Genomic DNA, 19438 nt, shown 5'->3' with positions numbered 1-19438 from the left:
GCTGCATTGGACAACAAACCTATTATTTTATAGGTATCCAGAATTTGAATGTGATTTTCGTGTCCTCTCTTATTATTTCCACATCCCCTTTATGAAATTTCGCTATTTCTTTGGTCACATACAGCCCCAGACCGAGTCCCTTGCTACCTGAACCTCGCACGAATGGCTTAAATAGATCCGGAGTATTTGGAAGATGGCTGGTTGAGAGGTGATTTGTTACACGGAAAATAAAATTGTCCTTTTCTATAAATGCACTTATTTCGATTTCTTTATGCGGTGCCCCATGCTTTATCGCATTACTGATGAGGTTGACAAAGGCACGTCCCATTTTGTTTTTATCACTGTGCACATTGAGGGGAAGTCTCAGAGTTGTTAAGATCGTTCTGTCATGTATTACTTCAAATTCGGACAATATTTGTTGGATTAACTGCTCCATACTCACAAGTTCGGTAAGACTTTCAACCTCACGACCAAACCGGGTATTGCTAAAATCTAAAATATCATCTATTACCCCTTTCATACGGCTAGAAGTATTTTCTATTTTTTTTGCCAGAATTTTTTGTGTTCCATTTTCTAGATTCTGCTCTAGATATTGAGATAATAATTTTATTATACTAATGGGATTGTTGAGGTCATGGGCTAATGAAAATAAAATAAGATCTCTGTTTTTGGAATAAATGCGTTCCTGCTCGAGCATATTTCTGAAATGCTGTGTTTCATTATTATCGCTAAAATTAATAGCAATGAGATCACCACAGAATGGAAATAGCGTTTCCAATTTAGGTCGGTCAAACTCAACTGGCTCATCGTTCATAAAACTTAAGTGGCCAACAATAGTTTTATTTTTATTGAGTATGGGATAGGAAATGTAGCTTTTTAATCCAAATTCCTGAAGGATTTCACCCCATTGCTGTTTTGCACATCGGTCTATATTGTCAATATAAATTGGTTCCAAACCTTTTCTTACTTCCTGATAGATTTTCACATAGATATCGCTATCTTGAACGATGATCTGTTGAGATTGGTAATCATAGACACAGCAATTTTCCCATTTATTACCTTTTTTTTTACGTATCAAGCCGTATCTCATTTGGATATGATTACACATCGTTTCCAGAATTCTTTGGCTAGAATCGATCTGGCCTATGTCGGTATTTTTTTTGTTCCGTTGATTTGTCTTATTCTGGGATGTCATATCTCGTATTGTTTATTGTTTGACTTGCGCGCTTATTCTTACCTGAAGGCCATGATGATCAATGCTAATTGCTCAAATGAGTATTAATAGGATCTCTTATAATTTTATTTAATAGCAACTATCTTGAATAACAATAAATAGACGCAGATCGTTTCATAATTTTAGATTTTAATAATGAAATGGACCCAATTCTATTGTGTCGGGCCGTAATCAAGCTTTCATTAGAGATTCCGAGGGAAACGAACATAATTTTAAGGATTTAAAAATAGGCAATTGACAAGTCCAGCTATTGTTTATTGCACCCGTTTCAATATGCCTTCAACGCGATAATGGATTTCGGCTGTGGATTTATTAGATCATTTTTGATCTTCATTGTCTTCATCTTTCGATAGATCCTTATAAGGGAGTTCTTCAGACTCATTGATTTCGGTGTAGGAGATTTTTGAATTGGATGTACCGGAGCTTTTATTTTCAATGTGTACATCGACATCCATTTTAATATGCTTATTATTTTTGGGCATTTTGACAATACCCCATTTCATTAGGAGTTGCTGTGTAGAATTTCGTTTGAGATGATCTTTTTCAGGTTCGCCGATCAAGAAACCTATGGCCTCCATATTTGGGTTTGCGTCAAATATAACCTTGAGGGTTGCTATGAGGGGTAAAGCGATGATTAATCCAGCCAGTCCAAAAAGCATTCCACTTAAAAGAATACCGATAATTGCCATCAGGGGATTAATGCTGACTTTGCTGCCCACGATATTAGGTGTAATAATATTGCCTTCTAAAAATTGTACCACTTGAAACCAGGCTATTACGCCTATAGCATACCAGGCACTATCTTTTATTGCCAGGGCGAAAAGCGCAGGCAGGATAGATCCGATAGCAATACCGATATAAGGTAAGAGCATTAATAAGGATGCTAATGAGCCAAAGAACCATGCATAGTCAATCCCTAATGCCATTAATCCCAGTGTATTTAATACCGCTACAATACCCATTACTGTGATCAATCCAACCAGGTAACTCTGTACGACATTGTAAATTTTATTCAACACTTCGTTCACTTTATGTTGTGGTGAGGATCTAAAAGCTTTAAAGAAAAATTCACGAAAGAAATCGCGGTAATACAATAAGAAAAAACTCAGAAGCGGGACCAAAATTGCACTTGCTAATATATTGCCGATAGAACCGAAAGTGCTGGATAACATACTGCCTGCATTTTCCATTGTTTTATTGGTTTGTTCGTGTAATTTTTCGACCACTTCTGTCCGTTCAATACCAAAGGTCGTTTCGAGCCATTTTTGCCCACTTTCCAATACTACCATTACCTTTTGGGTAATAGCAGAAGCATCCTTGCTGATGATGATACTTTCATAAACAATAAACCAAGCTAATCCGGAAATTACGGCGATGGATACAATAACTGCTAAAATAGCTGCAAAGGCTTTTCCAAGACGTACTTTCTCAAATAAGCGCGCAAGGGGATAGAGTGAAATTGCTATTAATATGGCGAATATCACCGGAAGCAAGACGCTTTGGGTGGCATACATAAGCGCGAGAATAAGTGTTAAGGCTAATAAACTGGATGCCAATTCATAAGAATAAGGCTTTTTTGTACAATTGTTTTCCATGTAGTTTTAATGATTCTATATTTTACGATAATGTACTGTCAATATTTGTCTACGCTCGAAGAGCAATTTATATTTATATCAATAAGCAGAATTGCAGGTATAATGTTTTGGATTTTTTCTGTTAACCGATATAAAGACTATAGTTTGATGGCTGGGGCGATAGCCAAAAACGGATTTATTGTATAAATAAGGAAGAGGGTTTAAGTCTACGGGTGAAAGGCCAAGACGTTGTTGCGCAGCTTCATCATGGCAATTGAGGTCGGACAGGGGGGGACGCCTTGTTGGATTAGCAGCGCATTTATACTTTCCATGTTGCTTAGCATGGTTAACTGTTCTATAATCGCGTTGTCTCGGATATTGCCTTTCTTATCCGGATTTGCATCTCTCCATTCCTTAGCAGTCATTCCAAATAGTGCAACATTGAGCAGATCGTCTTCATTTGCATAAACGAAACTTACTTGCAGTTTTGTAATTTCTGCTGGAATGAGATTTTCCTTTATTGCATCAGTATGAATGTGATAATTTACTTTTTCCCTTACGAAAAGATGCGATCATATCAGTAAAATTAATGTAGTCAATTTCATTTTGAGTGAAAGTTTAGACTACCTTAGTTGACACGTTTTCGCTGTTCATCATTGGATTGGATAATCTTCCTATCTTCAAATTTCTTTCCTTTTGTAATTGTGTAGGTAAAGGATAGCCCAAAAGTACGTGTGGGGCGTTTTTGATAAAAATTGATGATCGTACCTTCATAGCTTGAAAACTCCCTCTCCCGCGCTGTATTGAATAAATCATTGGCTTGCAGTGTTATTTTACCTTTCCCATTTAAAATCCCCCTAGAAAACATTATGCTGGAATAGAATTGGTCCGCATATTTCGTATTGCCAATGTAAGATGGTGTTTGATAACTCAAGTATAGATTAATATCAAATAGTTTGCTAACTTTCAAGAAGTTAAATAGGCTTCCTTCAAATACCTGTTGTGAGAGGTTGACATTGTGGTATTCAAACTTGGATTTGAAGAACGAAAGGCTGCTTTGAACCCGCCAAAAACTGTTTATTGTGAATGGAAGAAATGCGCTTGAACCATAGTCAATACCATTTTTGAAGTTGATTGATTGATATTTGATCTGCCTGTTGTTAACCTGTGTGGTAAATTGCACTATTTTATCCTGTGTATTGGAATAGAACAGATCGACAGAGATGCCATTTTTTAGCATAATCCCTGTTTCAATGCGGTGGATGTATTCCGGTTGTAGATTGACATTTCCCTGGATTAGCACAAAGTCGTCGATCTGTAGGGTATAGGGATTTAAATCCTTGAAAGAAGGCCGCCGTACCCTTTTTCCGTAGTTAAGATGAATAGAAGTACCCTTCTTTCCTATATTCTGCAAGAGAAAAATAGAAGGGAAAAGATTGAGATAATTTTGTTTTACCTTTTCAGAACTTGTCACCGATAGCCCGTCGATAAAAGTTTGTTCGGCCCGTAATCCTGCTTTAATTGAGAAGTTGTTGATTTTTTTATCCAGGGTGAAATAACCCATGACCAGATCTTCGTTGTATATAAACTGATTACTATATAAAGAATCGAGCTGCCAGTTATCCGCAATAAAATTATTCCTTTCGACGGTGTTATTGCGTTTTGTCTGTACATATTTGATGCCTGTCGAAAAACTAAAGTCCTTTTGATATTTTTTATTGAGATCGGCCTGTATGCTGTAGATATGAGTTGTACTGGGTGAAAGATTTTGATAAATGTAGGGGGCAGGGCTATTAGGTGCCGTCATGCGATAGTGATTCGATTCCCGATTGTCATTGTACAAATAATCTGCAATCACTTTAAAGCTAGATTCTAATGTATCTATTTTCAGCGAATAATTGAAGGTAGAGTTCACCATCGTCGGTCTATTCTTCCAGACATTATCCGTTGTTTTGTATAAAGTATCACCCTGCATTTGATGGGCATTATTGGTATGGAAGTCTTGGTCAGACTTAGAATTTGTCCAGATGGTCTGCAATCCAATATTTTGGTTTTTAGCGATTTCGTAGTTGGCTGTTAACCGAGCATTATAGCCATTGAGATCCTTAAAACGTTGTGTATTGCTTAGGTATTTCGAATCGTCCGGATACTGGATGTTATAGTCTGTCTTATAGCGTTGCTTATCTTTGGTATAGGCGACTGCTCCGGACAGATAGAATCGTTTGTTTTTGTAATCAAACAAGGTGCCGCCGTTAAAATAGGGGTCTTTGACATTTTGGATATAGCGAGCCAATAAGATTACCTTGAATCCATCATTTGTTCCCTTTTTCATGACTATTTTTACGATTCCGCCAAGGCCTTGTGCTTCATATTCAGCCCCCGGATTGGAGATAATTTCTATTCGCTTAATATTTTCCGAAGGAATGGAACGGAGGTATTCTGCCAATTGTTCAGCAGACATCCGTTGTATAATATCATCGATCATAACGATCACAGACTGGTTGCCCCTGATCCTGATATTGCCGTTGTGGTCGACCCAGAGATTTGGTGATCGTTGTAAAAGGTCGAGTGTAGATAAGCCGTTTGCAAGCATCGTCCCTTCTACATTGACGATCATACGGTCTGCCTGCCTGACATAGGGCGATCGGTTTTCCGTAATCGTTACTGTCTCCAATATGGTATTGTCGTTATCCAAGGTCAGCTTTAGTTTGCCCGTTCGATCAAGGCCATCAAACGATTTTTTGATTGATTTATAACCTAGGGAAGATACCTCGAGCAGCAAATGTCTTTGTTCAGTGGGTAGGGCTATATTAAAGCGTCCCAGCTCATCGGCAACCGTGACACCGATTATGGAATCTCCTTTTAACACCCGGATAGTTGCATAAGGCAAGGGTTTATTTTTTATATCACTGATATGTCCTTCGATTTTATTTGCTCCTCGCATTTGTTCTAATGTGCTGCGAGACAAGTCAGATATTACTAGAATGTGTTTATCGAGAAATTGATACGCAAGATGATAATCCTTTAGTTTTTTGTTTAATAGATAATCCAGTGTAAGCTGCTTTGTGTCTACCGTCAGGGTCATGTCTTCCATAACAATCTCATCGCTGTAAAATACAGTATAACCACATTGACTTTGAATCATATGAAAGACATCCTTCAAAGGGTATGTACCTGGTTCCACGCGGATATGACCTACCTGTGCTAGACACAACTGCAAGCCAACTACAGTGATTATTAGTGATAAAATCGATCTTGTAAACATTTTCATTTTTTAGCGTAAAAGGATCACACTATCTCTTATCTCATATTCAAAAGGATAGCTGGCTTTTAATGCGTGTAATAGTTCGTTTATTTTAAGATTCTTACTTGCAAAAGCTCCAGTGAATTTGGCGTCCATCAATTTCTTGTTTTCAAAGATTACTTTCATACCATAGGTTTTACCAACTTTTTCCATCAGATCTTTTAGTGGTTGATTTTTGAATATAATAGAATCCTGAGTCCATAGCCTGCTAAACTCCAATTCACGGAGGCTCACTTTATTGATCACTAGATCAGGAACGCCTTTTTGCGTTTTTTGCTTCCATACAGCTCTTTCTCCCGGCGTAATGGTAAAAACGCGATCTGGCGAATCGCTATGGATTAACTCAACCTTTCCATGGTACAACACAAGTTCGGATTCATCCTTGGATAGGTTTGGCTTTATGGTAAAACTCGTCCCCACAACATGTACTTTCCAATCTCCCACAGTGATATGCATCGGATGCAAGGTATCCTTTGCCACGTCAAAAAATGCGGTGCCATCTAGGAGAAGTTCTCTGTTACCTTTTCCGTAGTTGCTATTGTAGCTTAATGTAGCATGTTTATCCAAGGTTACCTTTGTCCCATCTTTCAATACAAGAGCGACTATTTTCGTTCCTGATTCTTGGATTACGGTTTCTTCAATAGCTTTGGGATTGAAGTATCTGATGCCAATAAGAACAAAAATCAGTAAAGCTGCAGCTATGCTTCCAAAACGAAAGACCATTTTACGGTAATTATTGGTTTTTGCTGCAGGGCCTTCCGTTGCATCAATTTTTTTCCATATAGCATCTAATTTGTTCTTATTAGTCGATTCGTTGTGTCTCGGGTTTTTGTAAAACTCTTCTAACAGGAGACTTATCTCTTTATCCTGCTTATGCTCCACTAGATATAGATCGTAATCCAACTGTTCGCTTGCGGTCAATCCATCAGCTAACTTTTTAGCGAATAATCTTAAAAAATCATCTTTGTCCATTGTGTTTATTTTTTGATAACTGTTTAATTGCCTACTAGAAAAGTGATAATAAAAAGCGTTTGAAATTTGGTTTATTCATAATTGACTGCTCCTTCTTCCAATAGACTTCGATATAATTTGAGAGATATTTGACCGCTCTGTAGAGTTGATTTTCTACGGTACGCAGCGAAATATCCAGTAGCTCGGCGACTTCTTTCTGTTTTAAGCCATCTTCTCGGATCAATGTAAAAATGACTTTGCGTTGTATAGGTAAGGAATTCACCGCTTCCGTCAGTATGGCATGTAGTTCCTTGTCAATCAATGCATCGAGAGGGCTGGGAGTTTGAGCAGCAGTACGTTCCTCCAGTTCGTTATCAATTGTTTGGGTGGTATTGGCGTTCTTTCGGATCTCATTTAGGCAGCTATTTTTCAAGGATTTATAGAGATATAGCTGTGGTTTTTGGATATCTCGGATTATCGCTCTTTTTGTCCATATTTGTACAAAGAGATCCGATACGATTTCCTCCGCCGTATCGGCATCCGCAAGCATTTGCTTTGCGAAATTCAGTAATCTTGACGCATAGCATGAATAGAATTCATTAAAGGCTTGTTTATCGCCCTGATTGATCTTTTCAAATAACGTGGACAAGTGTGAGCTATGTGGCTGGTTATTCATGTGCTAATCATTATAATGTTCCAGTACAGCCCGTACGCTACCGTATTTCTGCAAATTGGTTAATGCTTGATATTCCGTACAGCCGAGTTCGTCCATGATAAAAAGTACGCCTCTTTTTATCAGTTTATCGTTTGAAATCTTCATGTCTATCATTTTGTTGCCTTTGACCTTGCCCAACTGAATCATGGCTGATGTACTAATCATATTGAGAATTAGTTTCTGTGCCGTTCCTGCTTTCATTCGGGTCGAACCTGTGATAAACTCAGGTCCAGTGACCGCTTCAATCGGAAAATCCACTGTCTGCGCGATTTGACTTTCGGCATTGCAGACAATGCATCCTGTTGTGATACCACTGGCAGCCATTGCCTGCAATCCCGCCAATACATAAGGCGTCGAGCCCGATGCCGAAATGCCAATTACAAAATCTCTATCTGAAACATTTATTTTTTTGAGGCTTTCCCACGCGGTACTCTTATTATCTTCCGCATTTTCGACCGCGTGTCTTATAGCAGTGTCTCCACCGGCGATTAGTCCGACAATGACATCGCTTGAGACACCAAATGTCGGAGGGCATTCGGATGCATCTAAAATCCCAAGCCGGCCACTTGTTCCGGCGCCAATATATATCAACCGACCATTGTTTTTAAGTTTTTTGACGACCTCATTTACAAGTATTTCAATCTGTGGAATCGCTTTCTTTACGAGCTGTGGCACTGTATTGTCCTCATCATTCATATAGTTTAACAGTTCAGCAGTATTTAACTCTTCTAGATTGCTGTATTTTGATGCACTTTCAGTCAATTTTATCATATTTCATGTAGTCATTTACCTTTAAGACACCTAAAATAAAAAAACTACTCACTCTCTTGGGGATAATTCTTTTCATATTGATTATTGCATTGTAAGGTATACCAAAAAAGGGCAAATCAATTAGCTTTGATTTACCCTTTTATTTGATGTAAGCCATTTATTTTTGTAGCTATAGTTTATTCAACCCTGATCCTTGGCGATATGCTTCGTCCTACTAATTTCTCCAATCAAATAGACATATTATCATTAAGGGGGCTCGATATATTGAATAAATCATTGGCTTGCAGCGTTATTATAACCTAACGTACTTCAGACGGATAAAGATGATGTTTGGAGAAATAAAAAAAAATCAAAGATTATTATTTCATACTGTTCTTTAGAAAAGAAAGCTGATATGGGTGATAATAAAGACAAGAGGACAAAAGATCGCGGTAAGGTTGCTTTGAATGAAAAGTATGAAGTAGATTATCTGGCAAAAGAATTGGGCGTTAGCCCAAAGGAAATTGAAATGGCTGTAGAAGCAGTTGGTAATGATCGGGCTAAAATAGAGGCATTTCTTAAAAACGAAATTGTATGGTATAGAATTTAGCACTTTCCTTCAAGATCTCATATGGCTGCAGGATGTGACCATTAAAAATCATATCGGGCTTAGTTCGAAAATAACTTTTATATTTATCTGTTCCTATAGAATCACTGCAATTGGCTTACTCAGAAACAATAGAAATGATTGAAGAAATAGCTTACCGCCCAAAATATCCGCTCAGCGGATTTATAGATTATATCTGGGTAGGAAAGTCGCCTAATCTTACCATGGATTTTGTTCATCATGCTGCATTGTTTACCGAACTTATTTTCAGTTATGGTGATGATTACGATATCAGAGGCATCAATACCGAAAAGATAAACGGTCGTACAGGAGTTCAAGTGCTATCGGGTTTAAAAAATCGACCTTTTCTGACCACAACACATGGAGCTTACGCATGCATAGGGTTAATTTTAAAACCGTTTTGCTATGGCATCCTGCTCCCAAAATTAGGGAGCTCATCTTTGGAAGAAGTGGCTGCGGTTTTATTTGACTGTCTTTTTACTGCCGAGAATCCTGATTTTGCCCAAGCCGAAAAATGTTTGTTGAGGGTATTCGAAACTGTAAATACCGACCCTCACCTGATGAGGTTCGAAGCACATCTGGCTACTGAAATGGCAGGAAAGGGAATGCTGAGGGATTTCAGTAAACTGCTGCTTATTTCGCAGAAAAGTTTCATTCAGAAATTCAGAAAGCATTATTTTTTGACTCCCAGTGAATATCTGAACCTTTACAAAGTGAATAAAGCGGTCATATTGCTTCAGAACAATTCGCCGGAACGATTGACTGACATTGGGCTAAACGCTGGATTCTATGACCAGTCTCATTTTATTAGGGTATTTAAAAAATTCAGTGGTTATACTCCAAAAGAATTTTCAAAATTTGGAGCAGGGTAAATTCTGTACAATTTTAACGGTGTCGAAGGATTTAATTTTGTGATATAACTTTAAATACATAAAAATGAATCAGAAAAACAAAGTCTTCATTGCCACCAGTCTGGACGGATATATTGCCGATAGGAACGGAGAAATCGATTGGCTGCTTTCCATACCGAATCCCGAGCAGGATGATATGGGCTATAAGGAATTTACTGCACAGATTGATGCGCTGGTCATGGGCCGCAATACCTTTGAAGTGGTTTGTGGTTTTGACGAATGGTATTATGATAAGCATGTTTTTGTGTTAAGCGACAGTATGATGGAGATCCCCGCAAAATTCAGGGATAAAGCTTCTCTTGTCAAAGGCTGCCTAAACGATGTACTGGCTGAAATTCATGGAAAAGGATATCATAACCTGTATATCGATGGGGGAAAGACCATTCAGGGCTTTTTGCAAGAAGACCGGATTGATGAGATGATTATTACCCTGATTCCTTATCTGCTAGGGGAAGGAATTCCTTTGTTCGGAAATCTTTCTGAAATGTTGAAGTTTGAAGCTGTAGGTACAAAAATCTTTCTAAATTCAATCGTTCAAAATCATTTTGTAAGAAAAAGATAAATGGATGGAGATTTCGGAGGCTTTGATCATATGATTTCAGAATTCATTGGCCAGTTAATACGGACAATTTTGACTATTTTATGTGTCGCCACGAAATCTCCTTAACGATCTAAGAATTTAAATTTCTATACTTATTCGGTGTAACACCTGTTTTTTGTTTGAAAAGACGGGTAAAATGCTGCTGATATTTAAAGCCAAGCGCACTGGCGATTTCGTTAATGCTTTTGGACCTATCAAATATGCGTTCTTTTGCTTCATCGATGAGTTTGGATTGGATGTAATCCAATGCTGTACTGCCAGTTTCCTTTTTGATAAGGTCGCCAAAGTAATTAGGTGAAAGATGCAGTTCATCGGCACAATAAGTTACAGATGGAAGTCCTAGCACAAACGCTTTATCTGATTTAAAATAATCATTCATTAATTTTTCAAACCGTACCAAAATATCGCCATTGACATTACTACGTGTAATAAACTGCCGGTCATAAAAGCGTTGGCAATAATTTAACAAAAGTTCAATATTGGAAACAATCAGCGTTTTGCTATGCTTGTCAATATTTTGGTTAATCTCTTCCGCTATTTTTTCAATACAGTCCACAATGGTCTTACGTTCCTTTTTGGATAAATGCAGGGCTTCATTCACCTCATAAGAAAGAAAAGTATAATTTTTTATATTCTTTCCCAAGTTGGTTCCTTTTATAAAGTCGGGGTGAAAAACCAGCCCATATCCAGATGGTTTTATGGCGATACCTTTTCTGTCAATCCCATAAATTTGGCCAGGGGACACGAATACGAGTGTTCCATCCTCATAGTCATAAGGTTGGCATCCATACCGCATGTCACCGCATTTAATATTCTTCAAAAATACGGCGTAAATGCCCATATAACGCCTGAAATTTTGAACCGTTGGTATTTCATTGAAATTTACCACACTGACAAGGGGGTGCAGGGTGTCCACTCCCATACTGTCATTGTACTGCTTGACCGTATCATATCTTTCTACCTGTTCCATAACACAAGAAATTAGAACTCAAATCTACTAAACCTGAACCTGTTTTTACTATGATCAGGCTGAATCTGTAAAACTGGTAAATAAATCCGTATCCTGTATAAAAGATCAATCTGCTTAAAAGCTGAAATTTGTATAACCATCTTGGAAGTAAACTCTCCTTCCTTATGATGGTGTGTTTTTAAATTACATGAATACATGGAATCAAACGTCATAGACATTTTTCAGCGCTTACGAAATGGAGAAACGATATCGTCCAATGATCCGCAAGCCTATAAGATGCTTGAAGCCGCGCATGCGACAAAAGAGCTGCTCATTCAGATGAACAACAGCACTGATCCCGCGGAAGTTAGAAGTTTTCTAAGCCAGATAACGGGCAGCACGATCGATGAAAGCGTTACCGTCTTTACCCCACTCTATATCAATTATGGTAAAAATACCCGCATAGGTAAAAACGTATTTATCAATTTTGACTGCACCTTCCTGGATTTGGGAGGTATCACGATTGAAGATAATGTGCTCATTGCCCCTAAAGTCAGTATATTATCGGAAGGGCATCCCATAGCCGTGGCGGATAGGCAGTCTCTTGTTCCAGGGAGTGTTCATATCAAAAAGAACGCTTGGATCGGTGCAAATGCATGCATTCTGCCGGGCGTCACCATCGGCGAAAATGCCATAGTGGCCGCAGGTGCGGTAGTAACAAAGGATGTTCCCGACAATACGATAGTGGGCGGAGTACCGGCAAAAACTATTAAATCAATCTAAGCTAAATGAAACATCTTATCCTAACAATTGTTGTACTGTTTGCTTGTACACAGGCATTCAGTTAGATAAAATCAAATAAAACGGAGACTACTGTACCAAAAATCAGTGGTTTCCAAACGGGAGATGAAAACACAGGCTATGCTATTTCCCAAATAAAAAAGATATTAAACAGATCGTGATATGACTAAGAATACTTTTCAATACCGTATTTCGCTGAGACGGGCGTTTCAGGTTTTACTTGTAACGGCAACATTTTTTTGCATGACAAACATTGCTCAGGGGCAACAGAATGAAATCATGGTAAGGATTTCAGAAATTGAGATACATCCTGAACATTTGGAAAAGTATAAGGAGATACTCAAAGTGGAGGCCGAGGCATCCGTAAGGCTTGAAGCAGGTGTTATCGCTATCTTCCCGATGTTCCAAAAGGACAGCCCGACACAGGTAAGGATACTAGAAATGTACAAAGACAAGCAAGCCTATCAGGCACATTTGAAAACCGAACATTTCGAAAAGTATAAGACTGGTACGCTACACATGGTCAAATCATTGAAACTTGTGGATATGGAAGCGTTGGATATGGAAACAGCAAGTCAGATTTTTAGAAAACTGAAAAATTAGCGATCTGTTACTGTCTTGAATTGAGGTTTACAAATCCAGAATTGTTTGCTTGTACACAGGCATTTAGTCAGATAAAATCAAATCAAATAAAATGGATACAACAGTACCAAAAAACAGTGATTTCCCACTGGGAGATGAAAACACAGGCTATGCACAATATTTTAGCGGAAAATCGTGGAACGCACCGCTTACGCATAACAAGGACCTGAATGTTCCAATGAACAATATTACTTTTGAACCCGGCTGCCGGAATAATTGGCATAAGCACACAGGTGGTCAGATACTTATTTGTGTCGGTGGTGTAGGGTATTATCAGGAGCGAGGAAAAGAAGCCCGCCGATTAAATCCCGGAGATGTAGTGGAGATAGCGCCGAATGTAGTGCATTGGCATGGAGCAGCACCCGATAGCTGGTTTTCACATATCGGTGTAGCCTGTAATCCGCAAACAAACGAGAATATTTGGCTGGAACCAGTTACTGACGAAGAATATTTGGAAGTCGTGAAATGATCGGTTGAGTGAATTCTGTGATAATGGTAGAAATATCAGTGATATGTATAAAAATAAAAAGCAGGTTCTTAGTATCTTTAATCAAATGATAAACCAATAGAACTCTTTGTGTAAGCTTTAGATTTAATATACATACATTTAAGATAAATGATTAAGATTATACTACCATTAAGTATGCTTTTGTTTGGAATGAACTGCGTTGTAGCTCAATCTGAAACGAAAATATCGGTTGATTCTACACAAAATGGATTCACCCTGGGTGAAGTTACCATTTATGGAAATAAAAACAGTCCTATCTTTAATGCTGTAAGGTCAGATCAGTTCCAGTCTTTTGCTAAAAACGATGTAGCCAAAGCATTAAATCTACTTCCCGGTATTTCACAATCCCAGATCGGTCCACGTAATGAAACAATGCTATACATACGTGGTTTTGATCTTAGAAGCGTTCCAGTGCTAATCGACGGCATTCCGGTATATGTTCCCTATGACGGATATGTTGATCTTGGTCGATTTCTCACCTTTGATTTGGCAGAGGTACAAATAGCTAAAGGATATACTTCTGTCAATTATGGACCAAATGCAATGGGTGGTGCAATTAACTTGATCACTAAAAAACCTATAAAACCATTTGAAGTCAACGGTGCTACCGGTTGGCAATCTGGTGGGTATCGTAGTAATTTTAACATCGGTAGCAACCTTGGTAAATTCTATGTGCAGACCGGAATTTCTAAATATAAGCGAAATTATATTCCGCTATCAAAAGACTTCGTGTCCGTAGCAAACGAAGACGGTGGTCACAGGGATAATTCTTATACAGACGATGAAAAAATCAGTTTAAAAGTTGCCTATAAACCTACAGACAATTCTGAATATGCTTTGAGCTATGCATACCAGCACGGTTCAAAAGGTTCACCTGTATACGCGGGCCAGGATACGCGTAATAGCCTTTTTAGTAAACCGCGCTATTGGCAATGGCCAAAATGGGATAAACAAAGTCTATATTTTCTCTCAAATACCTCCATTGACACAACGCAATATATCCGAAGCAGGTTTTATTATGATCAATTTATCAATAAGCTCAATTCATATGATGATGCGACTTATACAACGATCAGCAAACCTTATGCGTTTACTAGTCTCTATAATGATTTTACGATTGGTGGGATCGTAGAATACGGGAAAAATTTTGGTCGGATTGATCGTTTACAGGCTAGTGTTCAATATAAGCAGGATGTCCATCGGGAAAATAATGTTGGCGAACCACGTAGGACCATGTCAGATGGCACATTTAGTGTCGGAGTTGAAAACCAATTGGATCTTACCAGACAGTTAATGTTCCTGACTGGATTAAGTTTTAATAGCCGTTCGAGCATAAAGGCGCAGGACTATAATAGCAGCAGTAAGGAAATCACAGACTATCCGTCAAATCGGAATAATGCAGTGAATATACAGGGAGCATTGCAATATAGTGTGAATGCTGAAAATTTAATTAGTCTTTCGGTTGCTAGAAAAACGAGGTTTGCAACCACCAAGGACCGTTACTCCTATCGATTGGGGACGGCTATCCCTAATCCGGATCTCGCTTCCGAGTATGCTATTAACTATGATCTATCCTACAAAGGAAAGTTCCTGAATAATAGGTTGAGTTTTATTGCCTCTGTATTTCGTAGCGATATTCACAATACGATTTTGTCAGTGCCCAATGTGGCTCAAAATGCTTCAGGTGACATCTGGCTAAGCCAATTGCAAAATGTGGGCAGGACACAGAATATGGGCGTTGAAGTCGGCGTCGATTATCAGGTTGTCTCAGGCTTGCTGGTAGGGGCTAATTATACGTATATCAAGCGTAAAAACTTGACAGATCCATCTGTTTATCTTACCGATGTGCCGAAGGACAAACTTTTTGGCTATGCAAGATACTCATGGCATAATAAAATAAGTATTCAGGCAAATGGAGAATACAATTCAGGGCGTTACAGTACAGTATATGGGGTTGCTACTTCACCATTTGCTGTTTTTGGTTCGAGTGCCACAGCTCATGTTTGGAAATGGTTCTCAATTGAGGCCGGTGTCAATAATTTATTTGACCGCAATTATGCTCTTGTTGAAGGCTATCCGGAAGCCGGCAGAAATTTCTTTGCTAATTTGATTTATCGTCTTTAATGAATAGATTGAAATATATCTTTTGCCTGATTATTCTAGGTAGCGTATTGATAGCATTAAATGCTGCGATGTCGATTGATTTTTTCAAACCCGAGCCGTATCAACTGATCTATCCTAACTATTTCGGTAATCGTTACCTGATACCAAATGATAATCCCGCTACGGTTGAAGGTGTGAGCCTTGGAAGGATGCTGTTTTATGAAAAGGCATTATCTGCAGGAAACAAAATATCCTGTGGCAGCTGCCATAGGCAGGAACTGGCGTTTACCGATGGCAAAGACTTTAGCCAAGGCGCCAACGGTACGCCACAGCAACGTAATACGATGGCATTGGTGAATCTCCTGTGGACAAGAAATCTCTTTTGGGATGGAAGAGCAAAATTATTGGAGGTACAAGTGAAAGAACCCCTTTTAAATATTCACGAAATGAATCAACCGATAGCCATTTCAATCCGTAAACTTGAAGCCTTAGGCATCTACAGCGAAAAATTCGGGCGAGCCTTTGGAGATACAAAGATTACGGAAGACAGAATCGCTAAAGCCCTGGCACAATTTGAGCGTACGCTGATTTCCGCGGATTCAAAATACGATCGTTATTTACAGGGGAAATATCAACCTACAGCTTCCGAAGTAAATGGCATCGCCTTGTTCTATGGACGTCCCAATGCGCAAGGAAACATCCGCAGTGCGGCCTGCAGCCACTGTCATGGCGGTCCTCAGACCTATAGTGAATTGTATATGAATAACGGTTTGGACAGCATTTATAAGGATCCTGGACGTGAAGCGATTACAGGTCAGGACTATGACAAAGGAAGATTTCGAACCGTTACGCTCCGCAATATTGCACTCACGGCACCTTATATGCACGATGCGCGATTTAAAACCTTAGAAGAGGTTGTCGATCATTATAGTGATCATCTGGTTAAGAGCAAATATTTAAGTCCCTTTTTACAGAATTTATCTGGAGGGACAGCAAATAGTCAAATGAATTTGACAAAAAACGAAAAGAAGGATTTGATTGCATTCCTGCACATGCTTACAGATTCGACTTTTATTCAAGACAAGAGGTTTTCTGACCCTTTTGAAAAAGGAAACAATAATAAAAAAGTTAACTTTAACTAATGGAAAAAATTGGAACACTACTGGCTGCTTTGTTATTAACCACAAGCATCTATGCACAGCAGGCTTTTAAATTAAAAGTTTCGGGAGAAGTCGGTACACCACTCGAACTTTCGCTTCAGGATCTAACAAAATTACCTCGGAAAAATGCCGCATTGACGGATCGGGATGGGAAAGTTCATCAATATACGGGAGTGCCAGTGTATGCAATTCTTCAAAAGGCAGGAGTCACATTGGGTGGAGAATTACGCGGAGCAAACCTTTCAAAATATCTGTTGGTGAAATGTGCCGATGGTTATGAAGTTTTGCTTTCACTGGCAGAAATTGACAACAGTTTCACAGACAGGGAGGTTATTCTTGCGGATACGATTGAACAGCAGCCGTTGGAAGCCACAAAAGGTCCGTTGAGACTTGTTGTTCCCGGGGAGAAAAAACCAGCACGAAGCTGTTTTCAGGTCATCGAGCTGGTTGTGGGCTATGGTAAAGATTGACCTCTCCGGGGATCGGAGAGGTCATCAATGGATTTACATGTTTAATATGTTTAAACAGAATCAATGCTGCATCAATAACTATTAAATAAATGGACAGTGTAAACTCAAACTTTATCTATCTTGATTATAATGCGACCACTCCGGTAGATGAGCGTGTTTTAAATGAAATGCTTCCATTTTTTAGCACGGAGTATGCCAATCCAAGTGGTTCACATCTATTTAGTTTAACCATACAGGATGCTATGGATCAGGCGAGCGAAGACATCGCTGATAAACTGGGTACACAGCCAAAAAATATCATTTTCACTTCGGGGGCCACAGAATCAATTAATTTGGTCCTAAAAGGACTCCAGTTTTCGTCCAAGAAACATATCATCAGTATTTCCACAGAGCACCGAGCTGTTTTGGATAGCTGTGCTTTTATGGAGCGATTGGGATTTGAAGTTTCCTATCTAAAAGTAGATACTCAAGGCATGCTCGATCTCAGATTGCTTAAGGAAAGTATTCGCGAAGATACGCTGTTAATTTGTACCATGCTGGTGAATAATGAAACGGGCATTATCTTACCGATAAAACAGATCAGTGAAATAGCGCATCAGGGCCATGCACTTGTCCTTTGTGATGCAACACAGGCGATTGGGAAAATGAACATAAGTCTCCAGCATCTTGATGTTGATTTTATGGCTTTTTCAGCACATAAATTTTATGGACCGAAAGGGATCGGGGGACTATATATCGCCAGTCGAATTAAAGATCAATTGATACCTCAAATCCATGGCGGCGGACAGCAACAGGGCTGGCGCAGTGGAACTGTCAATACAACCGGCATCATTGGGATGGCTGCAGCTTTGCGAATTGCGCTCGAAGATTTAAAAATAGATCAAGCCCGTGTAGAACAGCTCCGAGATTATCTTGAAAGCGAACTTCTCGCCATACCAGATACATTTATAAATGGAAGTAAAACCCATAGACTTTTCAACACGACGAATATCTGTTTTACAGGCGTGCTGTCAGAGCAGCTGATTACCCAGTTAGGAACAATTTCGGTATCCAGCGGTTCGGCCTGTTCAGCAGTGACCTCAAGGCCCTCACATGTACTCAAGGCCATGGGGTTATCAGATTTGGATGCCTTATCGTCCATTCGATTTAGCCTGGGCCGATTTACGCGTGAAGTGGAAATCAGCCAGACCATTTTGCGGATCAAACAGCTTGTCGAAAAGCTGAGGACCTAATGTCCAACGTTTTCCCGCACTTGAAAGACATGCAGCACCTGTGGAAATAATGCGCCTATACTTTCGCGTACACCATTCGGTGATCCGGGCAGGGTAAGCACCAACATGCGATCGACAAATCCTGAAATACCTCGTGACAACATCGCTGTTTTAACACGCAGCTGTCCGTATTGTCTTGCCGTTTCCATAATTCCGGGAATATTTTTGGTAATATATGGCGCCACAGCATCTGGTGTAATATCTCTGTCCGAGAGTCCTGTACCTCCCGTGAATATCAGAAGATCTATACCAGCTTGCCCATAGTGTTCCAGACGTTCTTGTACTGCGCTGGTTTCGTCAGCAATTACCGCATAGGCAATATCGTGCAAGCCTTGCTGTTCCAAAAGATCGCACAGAAGCCTGCCTGAGATATCTTCTTTTTCTTCTCGGGCTACCGAATCGCTACAAACTACGACTGCAGCTTTAAGTGCAGCGACCCAAGGCAAGGAATCATTGCTCTTACCGCCTTTTTTCTCAAGTAATCGGATACCACCTATCTCCACCTGCTTGTCTATGGGCTTTAGCATATCATAAATAACCAGCGCTGCAACGGAGGCGCCGTGCATGGCTTCAACCTCCACCCCAGTTTTATAGATCGTATGTACTTCAACCTCAATATGAATTTGCAATCCCGCTATGGTATACCGGATTGCTGCATATTCTACTGGCAAAGGGTGACAATCAGGGATCATATCGCCAGTTTTCTTAATCGCCAGTAAGGCGGAAGCACGTGCAAACTCAAATATATCACCTTTTGGAACCTGTCGCTGTTCAATAAGCTTGACGGTATTTTCAGAAGAAACAAGTACCGTGGCCATTGCGATTGCTTTCCTCAAAGTCGCACTTTTATGTGTAATATCAACCAT

18 protein-coding genes are annotated in these 19438 nt (G+C 39.4%); 10 read left to right on the top strand and 8 right to left on the bottom strand.

Annotated features, from left to right (window positions below; all coding sequences use genetic code 11):
• Positions 1 to 22: 22 nt before the first annotated feature.
• The 6 genes from ABFX33_RS06720 to murQ form a co-directional block, all read right to left on the bottom strand.
• Positions 23 to 1195, bottom strand: a complete 1173-nt coding sequence (locus tag ABFX33_RS06720; protein ID WP_346085067.1) for a GAF domain-containing sensor histidine kinase — start codon at positions 1193 to 1195, stop codon at positions 23 to 25.
• Between the two features lie 356 nt (positions 1196 to 1551).
• Positions 1552 to 2829: an AI-2E family transporter gene (locus ABFX33_RS06715; RefSeq protein WP_346085066.1), complete on the bottom strand. Its 1278-nt coding sequence runs from the start codon at positions 2827 to 2829 to the stop codon at positions 1552 to 1554.
• Positions 2830 to 3436: 607 nt separating this feature from the next.
• The gene (locus tag ABFX33_RS06710) at positions 3437 to 6073 is read right to left on the bottom strand and encodes a TonB-dependent receptor (protein ID WP_346085064.1); all 2637 of its coding nucleotides are present in this window, start codon (positions 6071 to 6073) and stop codon (positions 3437 to 3439) included.
• A 9-nt stretch (positions 6074 to 6082) separates the two neighbouring features.
• Complete coding sequence (locus ABFX33_RS06705) at positions 6083 to 7084, bottom strand: FecR family protein (protein ID WP_346085062.1); 1002 nt, start codon at positions 7082 to 7084, stop codon at positions 6083 to 6085.
• 34 nt (positions 7085 to 7118) lie between these two features.
• On the bottom strand, positions 7119 to 7739 hold the full coding sequence (locus ABFX33_RS06700; RefSeq protein WP_257088328.1) for an RNA polymerase sigma factor: 621 nt from the start codon (positions 7737 to 7739) through the stop codon (positions 7119 to 7121).
• A gap of 3 nt (positions 7740 to 7742) precedes the next feature.
• On the bottom strand, positions 7743 to 8549 hold the full coding sequence (gene murQ, locus ABFX33_RS06695) for an N-acetylmuramic acid 6-phosphate etherase (protein ID WP_346085060.1): 807 nt from the start codon (positions 8547 to 8549) through the stop codon (positions 7743 to 7745).
• A gap of 394 nt (positions 8550 to 8943) precedes the next feature.
• Here murQ and ABFX33_RS06690 point away from each other — a divergent pair, with 394 nt between their 5' ends.
• The 3 genes from ABFX33_RS06690 (at position 8944) to ABFX33_RS06680 (ending at position 10629) form a co-directional block, all read left to right on the top strand.
• Positions 8944 to 9138, top strand: coding sequence for a DUF3606 domain-containing protein (locus ABFX33_RS06690; RefSeq protein ID WP_346085058.1), 195 nt, complete (start codon positions 8944 to 8946; stop codon positions 9136 to 9138).
• A 134-nt stretch (positions 9139 to 9272) separates the two neighbouring features.
• Entirely contained in the window at positions 9273 to 10028 is a 756-nt protein-coding gene (locus ABFX33_RS06685) for a helix-turn-helix domain-containing protein (RefSeq protein WP_346085057.1), read from the top strand.
• A gap of 64 nt (positions 10029 to 10092) precedes the next feature.
• Positions 10093 to 10629: a dihydrofolate reductase family protein gene (locus ABFX33_RS06680; protein ID WP_346085056.1), complete on the top strand. Its 537-nt coding sequence runs from the start codon at positions 10093 to 10095 to the stop codon at positions 10627 to 10629.
• Between the two features lie 109 nt (positions 10630 to 10738).
• On the opposite strand, the gene ABFX33_RS06675 is transcribed toward ABFX33_RS06680, so the two are convergent.
• Positions 10739 to 11638 (bottom strand): helix-turn-helix domain-containing protein, encoded by a 900-nt coding sequence (locus ABFX33_RS06675; RefSeq protein ID WP_346085054.1) that lies wholly within the window; start codon positions 11636 to 11638, stop codon positions 10739 to 10741.
• Positions 11639 to 11833: 195 nt separating this feature from the next.
• Between ABFX33_RS06675 and ABFX33_RS06670 the strand changes: the two genes are divergently transcribed.
• The 7 genes from ABFX33_RS06670 to ABFX33_RS06640 all read left to right on the top strand — a co-directional run bounded on the left by ABFX33_RS06670 (position 11834) and on the right by ABFX33_RS06640 (position 18533).
• Positions 11834 to 12400: a sugar O-acetyltransferase gene (locus ABFX33_RS06670; protein WP_346085052.1), complete on the top strand. Its 567-nt coding sequence runs from the start codon at positions 11834 to 11836 to the stop codon at positions 12398 to 12400.
• A gap of 180 nt (positions 12401 to 12580) precedes the next feature.
• Complete coding sequence (locus ABFX33_RS06665) at positions 12581 to 13021, top strand: putative quinol monooxygenase (RefSeq protein WP_257088334.1); 441 nt, start codon at positions 12581 to 12583, stop codon at positions 13019 to 13021.
• A gap of 91 nt (positions 13022 to 13112) precedes the next feature.
• The gene (locus ABFX33_RS06660) at positions 13113 to 13529 is read left to right on the top strand and encodes a cupin domain-containing protein (RefSeq protein ID WP_257088335.1); all 417 of its coding nucleotides are present in this window, start codon (positions 13113 to 13115) and stop codon (positions 13527 to 13529) included.
• 147 nt (positions 13530 to 13676) lie between these two features.
• Positions 13677 to 15692, top strand: a complete 2016-nt coding sequence (locus ABFX33_RS06655; protein ID WP_346085049.1) for a TonB-dependent receptor plug domain-containing protein — start codon at positions 13677 to 13679, stop codon at positions 15690 to 15692.
• Entirely contained in the window at positions 15692 to 16813 is a 1122-nt protein-coding gene (locus ABFX33_RS06650) for a cytochrome-c peroxidase (protein WP_346085048.1), read from the top strand. The genes ABFX33_RS06655 and ABFX33_RS06650 overlap by 1 nt, the downstream gene beginning before the upstream one ends.
• Entirely contained in the window at positions 16813 to 17301 is a 489-nt protein-coding gene (locus ABFX33_RS06645) for a molybdopterin-dependent oxidoreductase (protein ID WP_346085047.1), read from the top strand. The genes ABFX33_RS06650 and ABFX33_RS06645 overlap by 1 nt, the downstream gene beginning before the upstream one ends.
• A gap of 89 nt (positions 17302 to 17390) precedes the next feature.
• On the top strand, positions 17391 to 18533 hold the full coding sequence (locus ABFX33_RS06640) for a cysteine desulfurase family protein (protein WP_346085045.1): 1143 nt from the start codon (positions 17391 to 17393) through the stop codon (positions 18531 to 18533).
• Here ABFX33_RS06640 and moaCB read toward each other — a convergent pair.
• Positions 18530 to 19438: a bifunctional molybdenum cofactor biosynthesis protein MoaC/MoaB gene (moaCB, locus tag ABFX33_RS06635; protein WP_346085043.1), complete on the bottom strand. Its 909-nt coding sequence runs from the start codon at positions 19436 to 19438 to the stop codon at positions 18530 to 18532. The two genes, ABFX33_RS06640 and moaCB, sit on opposite strands and share 4 nt — an antisense overlap.

It is taken from the genome of Sphingobacterium ginsenosidimutans (assembly GCF_039536865.1).
In the GTDB taxonomy this organism is placed as follows: Bacteria; Bacteroidota; Bacteroidia; order Sphingobacteriales; family Sphingobacteriaceae; genus Sphingobacterium; species Sphingobacterium detergens.
Note: the sequence above shows the minus strand (reverse complement) of the source record. Positions and strands in the feature narration are given on the sequence as shown.

What these genes read in the sequence shown, in the direction of transcription:
- ABFX33_RS06690 (WP_346085058.1), top strand. Translation starts at nt 8,944, where the DNA reads ATGGGTGATAATAAAGACAAGAGGACAAAAGATCGCGGTAAGGTTGCT.
- ABFX33_RS06660 (WP_257088335.1), top strand. Translation starts at nt 13,113, where the DNA reads ATGGATACAACAGTACCAAAAAACAGTGATTTCCCACTGGGAGATGAA.
- ABFX33_RS06715 (WP_346085066.1), bottom strand. Translation starts at nt 2,829, where the DNA reads ATGGAAAACAATTGTACAAAAAAGCCTTATTCTTATGAATTGGCATCC.
- ABFX33_RS06720 (WP_346085067.1), bottom strand. Translation starts at nt 1,195, where the DNA reads ATGACATCCCAGAATAAGACAAATCAACGGAACAAAAAAAATACCGAC.
- ABFX33_RS06640 (WP_346085045.1), top strand. Translation starts at nt 17,391, where the DNA reads ATGGACAGTGTAAACTCAAACTTTATCTATCTTGATTATAATGCGACC.
- ABFX33_RS06685 (WP_346085057.1), top strand. Translation starts at nt 9,273, where the DNA reads ATGATTGAAGAAATAGCTTACCGCCCAAAATATCCGCTCAGCGGATTT.
- ABFX33_RS06670 (WP_346085052.1), top strand. Translation starts at nt 11,834, where the DNA reads ATGGAATCAAACGTCATAGACATTTTTCAGCGCTTACGAAATGGAGAA.
- ABFX33_RS06675 (WP_346085054.1), bottom strand. Translation starts at nt 11,638, where the DNA reads ATGGAACAGGTAGAAAGATATGATACGGTCAAGCAGTACAATGACAGT.
- ABFX33_RS06645 (WP_346085047.1), top strand. Translation starts at nt 16,813, where the DNA reads ATGGAAAAAATTGGAACACTACTGGCTGCTTTGTTATTAACCACAAGC.
- ABFX33_RS06705 (WP_346085062.1), bottom strand. Translation starts at nt 7,084, where the DNA reads ATGGACAAAGATGATTTTTTAAGATTATTCGCTAAAAAGTTAGCTGAT.
- ABFX33_RS06700 (WP_257088328.1), bottom strand. Translation starts at nt 7,739, where the DNA reads ATGAATAACCAGCCACATAGCTCACACTTGTCCACGTTATTTGAAAAG.
- ABFX33_RS06650 (WP_346085048.1), top strand. Translation starts at nt 15,692, where the DNA reads ATGAATAGATTGAAATATATCTTTTGCCTGATTATTCTAGGTAGCGTA.
- moaCB (WP_346085043.1), bottom strand. Translation starts at nt 19,438, where the DNA reads ATGGTTGATATTACACATAAAAGTGCGACTTTGAGGAAAGCAATCGCA.
- ABFX33_RS06710 (WP_346085064.1), bottom strand. Translation starts at nt 6,073, where the DNA reads ATGTTTACAAGATCGATTTTATCACTAATAATCACTGTAGTTGGCTTG.
- murQ (WP_346085060.1), bottom strand. Translation starts at nt 8,549, where the DNA reads ATGATAAAATTGACTGAAAGTGCATCAAAATACAGCAATCTAGAAGAG.
- ABFX33_RS06655 (WP_346085049.1), top strand. Translation starts at nt 13,677, where the DNA reads ATGATTAAGATTATACTACCATTAAGTATGCTTTTGTTTGGAATGAAC.
- ABFX33_RS06680 (WP_346085056.1), top strand. Translation starts at nt 10,093, where the DNA reads ATGAATCAGAAAAACAAAGTCTTCATTGCCACCAGTCTGGACGGATAT.
- ABFX33_RS06665 (WP_257088334.1), top strand. Translation starts at nt 12,581, where the DNA reads ATGACTAAGAATACTTTTCAATACCGTATTTCGCTGAGACGGGCGTTT.